10 protein-coding genes are annotated in these 13,362 nt (G+C 51.4%); 4 read left to right on the top strand and 6 right to left on the bottom strand.

Translation table 11 applies throughout. The features are described from left to right. Positions 1–69: 69 nt before the first annotated feature. The 3 genes from MKY59_RS05630 to MKY59_RS05620 all read right to left on the bottom strand — a co-directional run bounded on the left by MKY59_RS05630 (position 70) and on the right by MKY59_RS05620 (position 5,992). Positions 70–2,991: a glycoside hydrolase family 9 protein gene (locus tag MKY59_RS05630; protein ID WP_339276476.1), complete on the bottom strand. Its 2,922-nt coding sequence runs from the start codon at positions 2,989–2,991 to the stop codon at positions 70–72. A 318-nt stretch (positions 2,992–3,309) separates the two neighbouring features. Continuing rightward, complete coding sequence (locus MKY59_RS05625; RefSeq protein ID WP_339276475.1) at positions 3,310–5,046, bottom strand: methyl-accepting chemotaxis protein; 1,737 nt, start codon at positions 5,044–5,046, stop codon at positions 3,310–3,312. Between the two features lie 385 nt (positions 5,047–5,431). Further along, the gene (locus MKY59_RS05620) at positions 5,432–5,992 is read right to left on the bottom strand and encodes an undecaprenyl-diphosphatase (protein ID WP_236420118.1); all 561 of its coding nucleotides are present in this window, start codon (positions 5,990–5,992) and stop codon (positions 5,432–5,434) included. Positions 5,993–6,176: 184 nt separating this feature from the next. On the opposite strand from MKY59_RS05620, the gene MKY59_RS05615 reads away from it, so the two are divergent. Together MKY59_RS05615 and MKY59_RS05610 are read left to right on the top strand one after the other, a co-directional pair. Further along, entirely contained in the window at positions 6,177–7,196 is a 1,020-nt protein-coding gene (locus tag MKY59_RS05615; RefSeq protein WP_236420119.1) for an LCP family protein, read from the top strand. Positions 7,197–7,316: 120 nt separating this feature from the next. After that, positions 7,317–8,555 carry an acyltransferase gene (locus MKY59_RS05610; protein WP_339276472.1) on the top strand — a complete coding sequence of 413 codons (1,239 nt, stop codon included), beginning with the start codon at positions 7,317–7,319 and terminating at the stop codon, positions 8,553–8,555. 106 nt (positions 8,556–8,661) lie between these two features. Here MKY59_RS05610 and MKY59_RS05605 read toward each other — a convergent pair whose 3' ends face one another. Continuing rightward, positions 8,662–9,393 carry a hypothetical protein gene (locus MKY59_RS05605; RefSeq protein WP_339276471.1) on the bottom strand — a complete coding sequence of 244 codons (732 nt, stop codon included), beginning with the start codon at positions 9,391–9,393 and terminating at the stop codon, positions 8,662–8,664. A 292-nt stretch (positions 9,394–9,685) separates the two neighbouring features. Here MKY59_RS05605 and MKY59_RS05600 point away from each other — a divergent pair, with 292 nt between their 5' ends. Continuing rightward, positions 9,686–10,636, top strand: a complete 951-nt coding sequence (locus MKY59_RS05600; protein WP_339276470.1) for a hypothetical protein — start codon at positions 9,686–9,688, stop codon at positions 10,634–10,636. 35 nt (positions 10,637–10,671) lie between these two features. Beyond that, positions 10,672–10,914 (top strand): NHLP leader peptide family RiPP precursor, encoded by a 243-nt coding sequence (locus MKY59_RS05595; RefSeq protein ID WP_236420123.1) that lies wholly within the window; start codon positions 10,672–10,674, stop codon positions 10,912–10,914. Positions 10,915–10,977: 63 nt separating this feature from the next. Here the strand turns inward: MKY59_RS05595 and MKY59_RS05590 are convergent, their stop codons facing one another. Together MKY59_RS05590 and MKY59_RS05585 are read right to left on the bottom strand one after the other, a co-directional pair. Beyond that, entirely contained in the window at positions 10,978–12,879 is a 1,902-nt protein-coding gene (locus MKY59_RS05590; RefSeq protein WP_339276469.1) for a HAMP domain-containing sensor histidine kinase, read from the bottom strand. Between the two features lie 159 nt (positions 12,880–13,038). Next, positions 13,039–13,320, bottom strand: a complete 282-nt coding sequence (locus MKY59_RS05585) for a hypothetical protein (RefSeq protein ID WP_236420125.1) — start codon at positions 13,318–13,320, stop codon at positions 13,039–13,041. Between the last annotated feature and the right edge of the window lie 42 nt (positions 13,321–13,362).

Raw genomic sequence — 13,362 nt, 5'->3', positions numbered from 1 at the left:
TACCTCCCTGTAATCTTGGAAATAGAATGGAATCGATGTTGTTTTCCCTGCTGACTGCAATCTGTTGTCTCATGGTTCAATGCCCCAGGCCTTTATGCCGTCGATATGCGCCGTTACTTTGTTCCAGGCGGCGAAGCCCGTCATTGCCCCGTCGTATGAGTAATCGTTGGTCTGATCGAAGCTCGCCCAATTCGTTTTGGAGAACCGTCCCTGGATCACGCCGGTCTCCGCGCCTGGTGCCAGACTGCCCGTTCCCGGCTTGAAGCCGATCTCCAGCACGGTATCCGCATTGCCCTTCGCCGGGTTCAGCGCGATGAAGGCAGCCTCCACGTTAATGCTGCCGATCTGGGCATAGTCGCACCAGAAGCTCATGTCCACGTTGCCGTCCTTCGTAAAATAGTATCGAACCTTCACTTGGCTGAGGTCGATCGCTTCGGTGCCGGTGTTCTTCAAATTGAACTGCGGCGTAATGGCATTGCCGCTCGCTCCCGCCCCGCCATTGCGGTACTGCACCTCCAGCGTTCCCGTCCCAGCCGGAGACGCGGTCGGTGTCAGCGTCACTTCGTTCGACAGCGTCTGGCCGCTGCCGTTGCTCGCGGCGATCCGGTACGTGTACGTCGTACCGTTCACGGCGGCGGCATCCGTATAAGTCAATGCCGTCAGCCCTGCCGCCACCTCTTCAAATGCCCCGCTCCCCGTTCGCCGCTGCACCGCATAGCTGTCCGCGCCGTCCGAAGCGGCCCAGGCCAGTACCGCCTGCGCATCGCCTGCCGTCCCTACGAGCGTGAACGCGCCGGGCAAGGCGCTGCCTGCCTGCGGCACAGCCGATGCCTGCGCCGACGCAGCGGATTCGCCTGCCGCATTTACGGCGGTTACGACGTAGTAATACGTCTTGCCGTTCGTCAGCCCGGTGTCCGTATAGGTCGTTCCGTTCACATTGGCAGCCACTGCCGTGTACGGGCCCCCATCTGCCTCGGCACGTTTGACGGTGTAAAAGCTCGCTCCTGCGGAAGCCGTCCAGCTCAAGGTGATCTGGCCCTGGCCTGCAGCAGCCTGCAACGAAGCTGGCGCAGACGGGACCGTTACGGGCAAGACGCCCGGTTCCTGGCCGTAAACGAGCCGTCCGGCATCGTATACCGGCAAATGCGCGCTCTTTTGCGGAGTCCCGGCTGCCAATCCCGAATGGGACGGATCGTTGGCCGCGCTCCATGCACCTTGCGGTCCGCTGATGCGAAACTGCACTTCTTTCCGATAATGCCCCTCGCCGCCGGGGTAAAGCTTGGTCCCGCTATAATCCGCCGTTACGGCATAGATTCGGCGAGCCTCATCAACGACGATGGGCTGTGATACGGCTGCTCCCTCGCTGTAGGCCGTCGTCACGCGAACGTCGGCGACCGTATACCCTGCGTCGTATACCTCACTCAGATCGAGATAATAACGGAAGGACAGCCGGTCTCCCATTTTGGCAGGCCACGCGGAGCGATTGTTCAATAATGCCCGAATCTCCGTATAATCGGGGCCCTCGGCCTTAATGGATGCCTCGACGAAATATTCATCCGTCTTTTCTTCGGGTTCCGGAAAATTCGCCAACGGTTCATCGCCTTGCCCGAACAACAGGTTCATTTTGGCAAGCGCTCCCGTAAACGCTGCATTATAATCGATCGCCACCTCGTTGCTTACATAATCCGAAATGGAGTCCGTGTAACCGTCGGATTCATCAGGCCCACCCACCATCGCGCCGTATAAGGTATGGCGATGGGATGCCGGAATGTTTTCGCTGTTCGCCCATGAACCATGGGCTGTGCGATGATGCGGATGCTGCGGCGAATTCTGCCCGTATCCGACGACGTAACTGCCTTGACGCGGATTGTCGCCGAGGATGTAATTGATCTGCGAGACGGCAAAATCCCGATACCTCGCTTTCTTCGCCGGATCATTCACCCAGTCGGAATATACGAACGAAATGAAAGCCGCATTCGCCGCATATCGAAGCGATCCCCACTGGTCCAGCCAGGCCAGGCCGCCAGGCGTGTATCTCACCCTTTGCCCATTCGTTCCGACCGTCCAATAATCCAGGTTACGCTCCGCGGATTGGATGAACCTTGCCGCTTCGGGCATGTTCAGCCCAGACGTGATGCGTGCCAGCAAAATTTGGGCACCATAGTTTTTATTGTCCCAACCATGCGTCCATGTAAATGGCCAGTTGTATGCCCCTCCGGTCGAGGGCCATGCATCGGTTGCGGCTATCGCCTTGGACAAGTAAGCGTTATCATTTGTTGCCAGATAAAGCCATGTCGCTCCCCATGCCAGTTCATCTTCGTACCCTGACCAGGAATTGTAGAACGTTCGCGCATCCGTAATGCAGTCGGAATATTTGCCCCGATACGTGTCGGCAAAATGATAGAGCTCCTTTGCGTGCTGCAGCAATCTGGAGGCATACGACGGATCATCCGCCGCAAAAACGATCGAAGATGCCGCAAGTGCCGCCGCCGTTTCTCCCGCAAGGTCGCTGCCCGGACAAGAGGCATCGATTTTAAATGCCGGGCGATCCATCGGCATGACTTCGGCCGGTCCCCACCAGGCATGGTCCGTTTGACCCGCTCCGACTTGTCCCCATAATTCGTTCGGTTTTGTGTACGCTTTCATAAAATAATCCGTCGCCCAGCGGATGTTATCCTTGATTTCCTCGAGTTGACCGGCCTGTTCGTATCCTTCGCGGTATTCTACCACAGACCAGGCGAGCATCGTGGCAGAGTATGCCATCGGCAAACCGAATTTCACGTGATCTCCGGCATCGTACCAACCTCCGGTCAGATCCACGCCGACGTCGGCCCCGTCCCTCAAGCCCGAATCGCCGCGCCATTCTACCCTGTTCGACTCCGGCAAAGTTCCGGAACGCTGGGTTTCATAGAAATAAATCGCCTTCTGCAGCGCTTCTGCATAGTTGTGGCCATTTGCGGCCGCATCCGCTCTGTCCGTCAACCCATGCATGAATGTACCTCCTGTCAACAGTCCTGCCGATAACGCCAACATAACGAGACGTTTACGCCAGCTTGACTTCATCTCCAACCATTCAACTCCTCCGTCTTTCGTATTGTTCGATTGCCCCATGTCGAGGTTTGTTTAAACCGCTCCTTTCCATGGCGTGACTCCAAGTTTTTCCACCATTAATTTCCATTATAGTCTTTTGCACCGGATGCAATATAAGCTTTGGTGACTTCCGGAATAACATTGTTGTGACCTGGATCAGGCATGCAAAAAAACCTTATCCCGCGCCGCTAAACAAGGGCTCGGGATAAGGCACCGGAACTATACTTTGAATTTGTTGATCTGTTCTTGCAGTTCTTCGGCCATCTTCGACAGGGAAGCTGCCGAAGATGCGATTTCTTCCATCGAGGCCAACTGCTCTTCCGTGGCTGCAGATACATTGTGCACACCGCCGGAAGCTTCCTCCGCGATGGCCGACACCTGTTCCACATATTTGACGACTTCGTCGGTGCTCGCTGCCATCTGCTCTGCACCTGCCGACACTTCCTGAATTTCGCCGGCAACTTTGCTGACGGCATTCGAAATCTGTTCAAATGCATCCCCGGCCGCCGTCACGACTTCGATGCCGCTTTCCGTTTCGTTGCTGTTTACTTTCACCGCTTCTACGGCTTGCTCGGTATCGGACTGAATCAGGTGTACCAGATCCGTGATGCGCTGCGCCGACAGCGAAGACTCTTCGGCCAGCTTGCGCACTTCGCCGGCAACGACCGCGAAACCGCGTCCATGGTCTCCCGCCCGGGCTGCCTCAATGGCCGCATTCAGAGCAAGCAGATTCGTCTGGCGTGCAATGTTGTTGATGACTTCGGTAATCGTGCCGATCTCGGCCGAACGTTCTCCAAGGCCTGTCACCAGTTTGGATAACGAAGCAATCGAAGTACGCACGGAAGCCATCTGCGTTACGGCCTCCTTGATGATCATGTTGCCCTCGGCAGACATGTTGGCCGCATCCACGGCCGATGTGGATACGCTCGTCGCCAACTGCGCGATTTGTTCCGAACCGATCGCCATCTCGCTCATGGCTTGGGACGAACGTTTGACGAGGTTCACCTGCTCGGACGTACCTACGGCCAACTCTTCCACGGTTTCGGAAATCTGCTCGGATGCTTTCGTATTTTGCTCCGCGCTGGCGAGCAGTTCCTCCGAAGAGGCTGCTACCTGTTCCGAGGTCGTCGCCACCGATTCGATCATGACGCGCAAGTTCGTCGTCATCGTATTGAATGAGCCGGCGAGCGTGCCGAGCTCGTCCCTGTTTTTGAGGACGATCGTTTCGCCTGTAAGATCACCGCTCGCAATACGCATGGCCGCTTCATTCATTTGTTTGATCGGTTTTGAAATGATAATCGAAATAAAGATAGCGATGAACATCGCCAGCGCAAACGAAACGATCGTCACAACCAAGATCACGTTAAACGCAAATTCCGCCGATTCAACCGAAGAACTGGTTGCTGCTTCGGACGCCATATTTCCCGAACTGATTAATTGCATAATCGTCTCGTTTGCCGTAAACCAGAACGGGTACGCTTCCCTATGCAATCGGCTTGACTCTTCATAGTTGTTCTCCCGGCCCAACTTGATGAAAGCAGGCATTTTCTCAATATAGGCATTGTAATTCGTGATGTACTTCTCGTACATCTTCAGCGCATCTTCACTCCCCGAAAGATACGTTTTCAGTTGTTCGTTCTTTCCCTTGAGCTCCTCCTGGAGCTGGTCGAGCGTTTCAGCCATTTTGGCGTTCTCGCTCGCGTCCTGTTCCACAATGATCCCCAGTGCCAGCCTTTCGATATCCGACACATCCCCGTTCATTCCCCCAAGAAGAGTAACGACAGGCATCCACGTCTTGTCAATCTCATCCGCTTTCTTTGACATGTTGTGAATCTGGGTCAGGGCATACACGCTTACAAATGCCAGTAAACCTACCACGATTAAAAATCCAGCTAACAATTTCATGCGAATCGTTAATTTAAATCTGTTCTGTGCCGTTCCCCCGGCATCCTTCATGGCTCCCACTCCTTAACTGATACATACCTATAGTATATCGACAAAAATCGGCAACGATTATAGAGAAGCCATTCGATATTTTTTCAAATTTCATATAACTTCCGCAAAACTCAAAAAAACTTGAGGTTACTGGCCTGGCCAGCATCCATCAAGCTTTTGCTTTTACCCTATTCGATGATGGCTCCGCTCCTCCTCTACAAAACTATATAGGTTGAACCTGACATTTACACGATAACGGAGAGGGCAGAAAGAATCTGGAGAAGCGAAGCGGTCGCATTTATCACCGGATTTTCCCTTTGAAAAAAGGGGATCAAAAAAATCCGGGGATAACAGTGATCGGAAGATGGTTCTGACCACGTAGTGACTCCGTGTAAAAATCATCGGTTCAACTTATATAGCGAAAAACTTTGCGATGCCATTTGATGAAAAAATCAGGGACCGACTTCGTATAATTGCGCGTCACGATCAATGCCACGCTGACCAGGCTCCCCAATAGGAAACCGCCCAAAATGTCGCCAGGATAATGAACGCCCGCATATACGCGGGACACGCCCGTTAGCACAGCGAGCAGCAGCATCCACCATCCAAATCGCCGCCCGATAAAAAAGGAAGCTGCCGCAAGCGCAAATACAAAGGATGCATGTTTGCTGGGAAACGACGGATCGGGCACATGCGGAATAAGCTGGTTCACGTGGCCTTCGACGAATGGCCTTGGATGGTCCACGATCGGCGAAATCCCCCACTTTGCAAGACATAATGATAGAATGGATGCCACACACGCATAGAAAACGATGCGCTGTTTGGCAGGGTTGCCCATAAACCAGACGATGACAAGCAGGGCGATCATGACCCATGCTGCATATTCAGCCGACGTCATCATGAACCAGTCCAATAGCGGTACATGATCGGCAAATTGGTTAATCCAGTCGAAGACAGATTGATTCACGGTATTATTTCACACTCCATTTACAACAAGCTCGATTATTTTTTACACTTTATCGATTCACCAACGAAATGTCAAATTTATGCCCGTAATACCTAACATTCGAAATCAAAGGGGACATTCCTCTTACTTTTTGTTAAAATAGTTGGGGTTACATATCAGTTCAACGATAGAAAGGTGAAATTTCATGCTGAAGAAATGGTTATGGGGGACCGCTCTGACCCTGGCTCTTGCCGTAACGGGAATCATCATTTACTACGGATATTCGATCGCTCATTTTGCCAATAGCATATCGACGGCCTCGCACACCCCAACGGCTTCTACGGAGACAGGCAGCTCAGAGAATGCGCCAGAAACCGCTATACCGAAATGGGAAGGCAAAGAGCGCGTGAACATCCTGCTGCTTGGGGGCGATTCCCGCGGAGATGATGCAGGCCGATCGGACTCGGTCATGGTCGCTTCCATTGATCCGGTCACCAAAACCGCCCATCTGTTCTCCGTGCTGCGCGACACCTATGTCGACATTCCGGGGCATGGCAAAAGCCGACTGAACGCCGCGTTTTCCTATGGCGGAGCCGAATTGACCAAACAAACCGTAAGCCATCTGCTGGGCATCCCGATCCAGCACTACGTCTACACCGATTTCACCGGTTTCATCGCGCTCGTGGATGCGGTCGGCGGCATTGATATCGACGTGGAAAAGGACATGCACTACACCAGCAAAGCCGACAAGCATATGTACGATATCGATCTGAAGAAAGGACTTCAGCATATGGACGGAAAAACGGCTTTGCAATACGTGCGTTTCAGGCATGACGCCACATCGGACTTTACCCGTACCGAGCGGCAGCGGATCTTTATGACCGAGCTGGCCAAAAAGCTGCAAAGCACCTCTTCGCTATTCAAAGTGCCGGAAATTCTGGAAGCGGTGGCTCCGTACATCGAGACGGATCTCAGCCCGACCCAGATGCTGAAGCTGGCTGCGCTCGGATTTGACATTAATGTCAACGAGATTGATAAACAGCAGATCCCTCCGTATAAGCTGCTGACCAACGAAATGGCGGGCTCCGCTCAGGTTCTGGGCGTGGATGTCAACAAGCTGCAAGCCTACATTCAGGATTTGTTCGATCAAGATGCGCAGCAGCAGACGCAAACAGAGACTGATTCTGAAAGCGAACTTGAAATAGAAACCAAAACCACAAATTGAAACACAACCCTGACGGACGGCGATAAGCCGTCTTTTTTTGCCTCTTTTCCCCATTTAATGCGGGCTTAATGTTGAGCAGGTACGCTTTAATGATGAAACGGCGACAAGGAGGGAGTATGGATGGGCAAAACACGTATCGAAGAATGGACGCAGCTGCGGGGACTCGCTTTTCTCGCGATCGTCATGCAGCATAACATTGCCGAGTACATCTACCGCCCGGACATTGAACAGCCGGATTCCGTCATGCTGGCCATGATCTATCATTTGACGCGTTTTGGCACGCCAACGTTTGTTTTTTTGTCAGGTGTGCTGCTGTTCTATCATCATCGTCATGCCAAACCGGATTACGGCCGCTTTATTCGCAAACGTTTCGGGGACATTTTCGTTCCGTTCATCGTCTGGACGGGAATTTACTGGATTGCGGTTCGCATCTTTACGCCTCAATTCTGGCAGGCAGATTCGCTGGATGTCACAAGTTTGCTGCGTGAACTGGTTATTCCGCAAACGGGATACCACCTCTGGTTTATCATCATGATTTTTCAATTCTATTTGCTGTTCCCTCTCTTTCTCAATGGTACGGACCTGATCGAACAGCGAATCTCCGCTGCCCGAAGACTAAGCCGGGGGAAGTGGGTTGCTCTTCTCGTTCTGGCAGCTGCGGCATGTTATGCCCTGCTGATGAAATGGTCCTATTATGATATGGCCGGGTGGACAGCCGCATGGTCGCGGCCTTGGTCGTTTTTGCTGGAATATCGATCTTATTCCTGGATGATGTACTGGTTTTATTTTGTGCTGGGCGCCGTATGTGCCTGGTCGGTCGATGATTGGCGTCACCGGACCGTACGCGCCCTCCCTTATACGATCTGTGTATTCATTGGTATGTATGTGTGGCTTGGTTACGACGTGCTTCGAGGTTCTGGCGAAACGATGAACCTGAACATCTCGACCTACCTGAAACCGACGACCTTTGTCATCATTATGGCCCAAATGCTGATGCTGTATGGCTTTCTCGTCCTGTTGCGCGGCCAGAACACGCGGTTTCAGCGCCTGCTGGCCTGGATCGGCCGTTATTCATTCGGCGGTTATCTCGTTCATGCACTTGTTATTTACGGCATTGCGTACGTGACCCGGCCGCTGCAGTTGGCTGGATGGCATTTGCCGATGACGCTGTTATCCTTTGCCTTGACGGCGGTGGCAGCACTTGGCATCAGCCGCGGCTTATCGCGTTTGCCCGGAGCGCGCTATTTGACCGGCTTGAACAAGGGGAATCCCACCAATTCCAAGCGAAACCGTTCCAATGGTGAGCCAACTCACGGCACGCCGCGATCCGATCGCCCGGTTGCCAAACCTTATCTTTGAAGCAACGCGCATTGGCATAAAAAAAGAAGGGCTGCCCCGTCGCATTCATGAAGCGCTGGGCAGCCTGATTACATATGGGCGTAAGTGTTCCTTCACACCTTATTATTTATTTTGCTTCCGCTCCAGCGGGATGCCCTGGAGCGCGGTCATGGGGTGCAGGGCGCGCCCATCCCTTGCGGTGCACCAATCGCTGAAGATCATCCGTTAACTGCTCCTTCAGCTTGTCGATCAGTTGGGTCTCACTTATCCCGTGAGCTTTGGCCACTTCGGCCAACGATTTGCCACTCTGCAGCTGCTTCTGCAGCTCTTCGGGCGTAATGCCGATAAATTCGGCGATGACCTTGTGGTTAATGGGCGGCTTTTTGCCTGCAATACCGGCAAACTCACGCCGCAAGTCCTTCAGTGGCGTGCGAATGACTTTCAGCAGCTTCTGATCCATGGACTGTTTGGCTGCCGCCGCCTGTTCTTTCGTCAGGCAGCCTTCGTTCGCGGCTTTGTCCAGTCTCTGAGACAGTGTCGGCTTCAATTTCTCGAGCAATTGGCTTTCGCTCCAGCCTTTGCGTTCCTTCGCGATCTGAGCCAGCGTTTTCCCCTGCTCCATTTGCTCCTTCAGCTCCCTGAGTCCCACGTCGAGCAGGTCCGCTGTTTCGCCAATCATGAACAGACCATGACTGGCCTGCATGCATGGAGCCTTCTCACCCGTAAACGAGGATGCAGGGGCTACATGCTCGCTGCCCCCTTGAACGGCTGGCGCGTTGGCCGAAACCAGATTTCCAGCCGCAAAGAACAGCCCAGCCGCCATGAAGCCAGCCAGCCATTTTTTTTCATTTATTTTCATGTCCATCCTACCTTTCGTGTACACATGGATTCGTAACAAAATGTCATGCAAAGCCTCTCTCTCTATTTTGGTCCCATTATCCTTTTTTTTATTCCAACATTTTGCATGTTTCGATCCAAAATAGGCTTGAGAGTCCTCAATTACTGCCATAACGCCTTAAATGTCACCATATTTTTCACAATTCATCACAAAAAAACCTATTTTTTTCAAATATTTTCCGCTATACTGGGATTAACTCCAAGATCTAGTCAAATAGTCCTTGAATTCACTCAAGCAGGAAGGACGTAATCCAATGATGCGGAGAGAATGGTTTGATCCGTTTAGATCCGATGTGGAGGTGGTATTCGCTGCCGCCGAGCAGCTGGTGCAAAACTATCCCGGACCGATATCCCATTATGCCGGGGAACAGCTCAAATTGGCCAATCCCTTAATGCGGGATAGCGGGCACAGCTATATTGGTTACATCATCCCTCTGTGGATGCAACACGCCGGCCCCGGCAGACTTCCCGCAGAGACCGCACACAAGTTAAGCACAGCCTGTCTGATTCATATGTTGTATTTTCTGATCCAGGATGAAATTATGGATCAGCGTCCCGAAGATATCACACTCAAGCTGGCGCTCGGAAATCTGTACTACGTCGATGCGCTGGGCATATACCGTGAATTGTTTGGCAACACGTCCCTATTCTGGAGTTATTACAGACAATATGTCATGGAATGGTCGACCGGCGTCACGGAAGAAACGATGTCGGACCCCTTTGGCATCAATCCGCTTCGGAATGCGCAAAAGGCCGCACCTTTACTGCTCGGAGCCGCAGGTTCTCTTCTGCTGCTGGAACAAGAGGAACGGATTCCTTCCTTATGCGCCGACCTTGACATTGCGCTGATGACGCTTCAGATGACCGACGATTTTACGGATTTCAATGAAGATGCCGAGCATGGGAATTACAACAGCTTCCTTTCGCACGTATCTTCGGCCATGAAGCTGGATTACCCGGCATATCCCGTAAGTGAGCAGGTTATTCGCAACACGTACAATTCCCGGTTTATGAAGTCCTATGCAGACATTGCCTGGCATCATTACACTCTTACATCGTCTAACGATTGGATTCCGCAACTCCGGTCGTTCAACCTTTTTTTATGCTCTGCCTTGGATCAAGCGATTGAAGAGGTGGAGGCCCACAAAAAATCGTTAATGCAAGGCGGCTTTTCGTATCTGATTCATGCCAGTCAACAATCATGATCCAAACAATCCAAAATGGGAAGGGAATGTTCACAATGATGGTATCAGAAAAAACAATGCGTGAGGATATTATTGAAAAAGCGTGGATGGACGAGCAGTTCAGACAGCAGTTGCATGCCAATCCAAAGCAAGCTTTGCGCGAGGCATTCGGCATTGAGATTCCGGACAACGTGAAAATCCGTACGGTGGAAGAACAACAAAACGATTATGTGCTCGTTATTCCTCCAAATCCCTCCAAAGTCAATTATGATGTAAATTGCGGACCTTGGAGAGATTAATATTCCCATTCTGATCATCCAGGGGTAGCGGACAAAAAAAGGTTGTACCCTCTGCCGGGCTCGTCAACTGACGAACTCGGCAAACGATACAACCGCTTCTGTCCCTACCCCTTTAGTGCTTGTAAACGAGATTTGTCCGTTCATAGCCTCTACAATACGGAACGTCACCATCATGCCCAGGCCTGTCCCCTTAATTTTGTTCGAAAAATAGGGTTCACCCAGACGATGCAATGCTTCTTCGTCCATTCCTTCCCCGTTATCCCTGACATGGACCTTGATGACGCCGTCCTGCGCATACGCCCAGATGTCAATTTGACCCTGTCCTTGAAGAGCCTCGATGCTATTTTTGATGATGTTGATAAAGGCTTGCTTGAACTTTGAGGAATTGCCCCGAATCCAGAGGTTTGGCGGAATATCCGTCGTAATTTTCCCGCCCTCCAGATTCGCCATGGGTACAAGAATGCCTTCGATATGATCGAATTCTTCAGCGATGTTGAGCGAGGCAATCTGATCGAATTCCGGCTTCGCAAACGTCAAGAAATCGGTAATGATATCCGAGGCACGATCCAACTCTTCCAGGGCGATTCTCACGTATCCTTTATTTATATGGTCTTCCTGTTCTGTCATCAGCTGCAGGAAACCTCTCGTTACCTGTAGCGGATTGCGGACTTCGTGTGCCACGGAAGCCGCCAGTTCGCTGATGATTTCCATTTTCTCCGAACGCTGCAATTCGTTGTTGAACAGTTCCAGTTCCTTGGAGTATTCAATCACCTTCGTATGTTTTTCGGCAAACCGGCTGCCCAGAATGGCAATAAGCGATACGATAAACGCCGCCATGGACCATTTCCACCATGTGAGGTGATATGCTCCGCCGCGTTGGTAAAACCATAACAGTTCCGCAACGCTCACCAAAGCAAACGTACCGAAACCTGCCGCGAGCATGATGGCTTCCCTGTTCTTTTGCATCGCTTTGGAGACCGTGCCGATCATCAGCAAAGTGAGCAAAACGACGAGCACGATTCCGTTCCCCTTTTGCACCAGAATCACGTAGAGCAAGTTCACCTGCCCCTCGGAAGCAAAATAAACGCTCAATGCCAGGATGGCAATGATGGAGTACACCAGTTGGAACTTTCTCAATTTGGTAAATACGCCGTACGGCCCTCTCCCGATAATCTGTTCGAAGAAATAACATAATGCAGGCATGCCTGACAGCATGGCCGTATCAAACAAAACGGAATAGAGGTTGCCTTGGTTTTGATAGAACGTGTATAGAAATGGCGAATACGTAATAATCATGATTCCGATGGATCCCATGACAACGCATAGCGAAATCCACAGGCCTTTATGAAACTTCCCAAAAAAGAACGTACAGCTCACCATCGTAATTGCCGTAAACAGGAACGTTGCTCCGAGAATGACATCGAGCAGCCCGCTGTGAATGTACTTCTCCTGCAAAACGGTATATCGTCCAATTTCCACAGTGCCTTGAATGCCCAAACGACCATTGCTGTTCTCGGACCATATGTAGAGCCGATCACCCGAATTGCTTTGATTGAGGGGAAGTAAAACGGCATTATTGTCATAATTATAATGATAGTTTTCATACACTTTACGGTCTTGCAAATACATGACGATATGCTGGCCCTTAATGTTCTCGAAACGTATAGCCGGGCTATCCTCATTCAATTCCGGGATCGTAAGACGAGTCCATAAGGATTGGGTGGGCTGCCCCGAAGATTCGTAATCCATTCGGCCTGAACCTCTTCTCTCCCACACGTCATCCAGACCGCTGATTTCGCTAATAAACCCTTGGTCATTCACATTTCCCCATTTAATCTCCCACATCGTAACGGGAATAGAACGGTTATTCTCTTGAACAGCCGCCGCGCTCGTACCAAGTGGCCAGACCATGAAAAATAACAATCCGATCCATAGGACGATGATTGCTTTGGGCACATTTTTCATTCACAGCACCTCAAAGTTCTAATTTTCTATCTCCCCTTCTTTGCTTCATGTTATCATTCGCCATATGTGAAGATGTCACCTTCTAAAGTCGGTAGAAAAAATCACATTTTAGTATAAATATATATTTTTTCCATTTTGGAGATGATCTCTCCAATTCGGTTATCCATTTAAATCCTCATACTGGTTTTCAATCATTTCGCGCTCCATCTTCTCATGGCGCTGGCGAAATTCCAGCCACTGCTCCGTTTCTTCATCTTCGTAGATGGTCCATATGTCGGAGAAAAGAAAATCGCGGACCTGCACGACTTGTCCTGCCCAGATGCCGCCGACCCAGAACAGCCCGTCCGGACGCCGGATCACGGTTCGCGAGAACCCTGGCGTTGACGCCTTTTGCCCGATCCTGATCCGACCGATCATATTGCCTAGCGTAAACCAATCCAAACCAAGCCCTCCTTTTTGCTACGTTTAATGATATCACAGACA

Source organism: Paenibacillus sp. FSL W8-0426 (genome assembly GCF_037969725.1).
Taxonomy (GTDB): domain Bacteria; phylum Bacillota; class Bacilli; order Paenibacillales; family Paenibacillaceae; genus Paenibacillus; species Paenibacillus hubeiensis.
This window is presented reverse-complemented; position numbering and strand designations above follow the sequence as displayed.

Bases quoted from the DNA above. Each gene is read 5' to 3' on its own strand.
- MKY59_RS05630 (WP_339276476.1), bottom strand. From the start codon at position 2,991: ATGCATGGGTTGACGGACAGAGCGGATGCGGCCGCAAATGGCCACAAC.
- MKY59_RS05625 (WP_339276475.1), bottom strand. From the start codon at position 5,046: ATGAAGGATGCCGGGGGAACGGCACAGAACAGATTTAAATTAACGATT.
- MKY59_RS05615 (WP_236420119.1), top strand. From the start codon at position 6,177: ATGCTGAAGAAATGGTTATGGGGGACCGCTCTGACCCTGGCTCTTGCC.
- MKY59_RS05610 (WP_339276472.1), top strand. From the start codon at position 7,317: ATGGGCAAAACACGTATCGAAGAATGGACGCAGCTGCGGGGACTCGCT.
- MKY59_RS05605 (WP_339276471.1), bottom strand. From the start codon at position 9,393: ATGAAAATAAATGAAAAAAAATGGCTGGCTGGCTTCATGGCGGCTGGG.
- MKY59_RS05600 (WP_339276470.1), top strand. From the start codon at position 9,686: ATGATGCGGAGAGAATGGTTTGATCCGTTTAGATCCGATGTGGAGGTG.
- MKY59_RS05595 (WP_236420123.1), top strand. From the start codon at position 10,672: ATGATGGTATCAGAAAAAACAATGCGTGAGGATATTATTGAAAAAGCG.
- MKY59_RS05590 (WP_339276469.1), bottom strand. From the start codon at position 12,879: ATGAAAAATGTGCCCAAAGCAATCATCGTCCTATGGATCGGATTGTTA.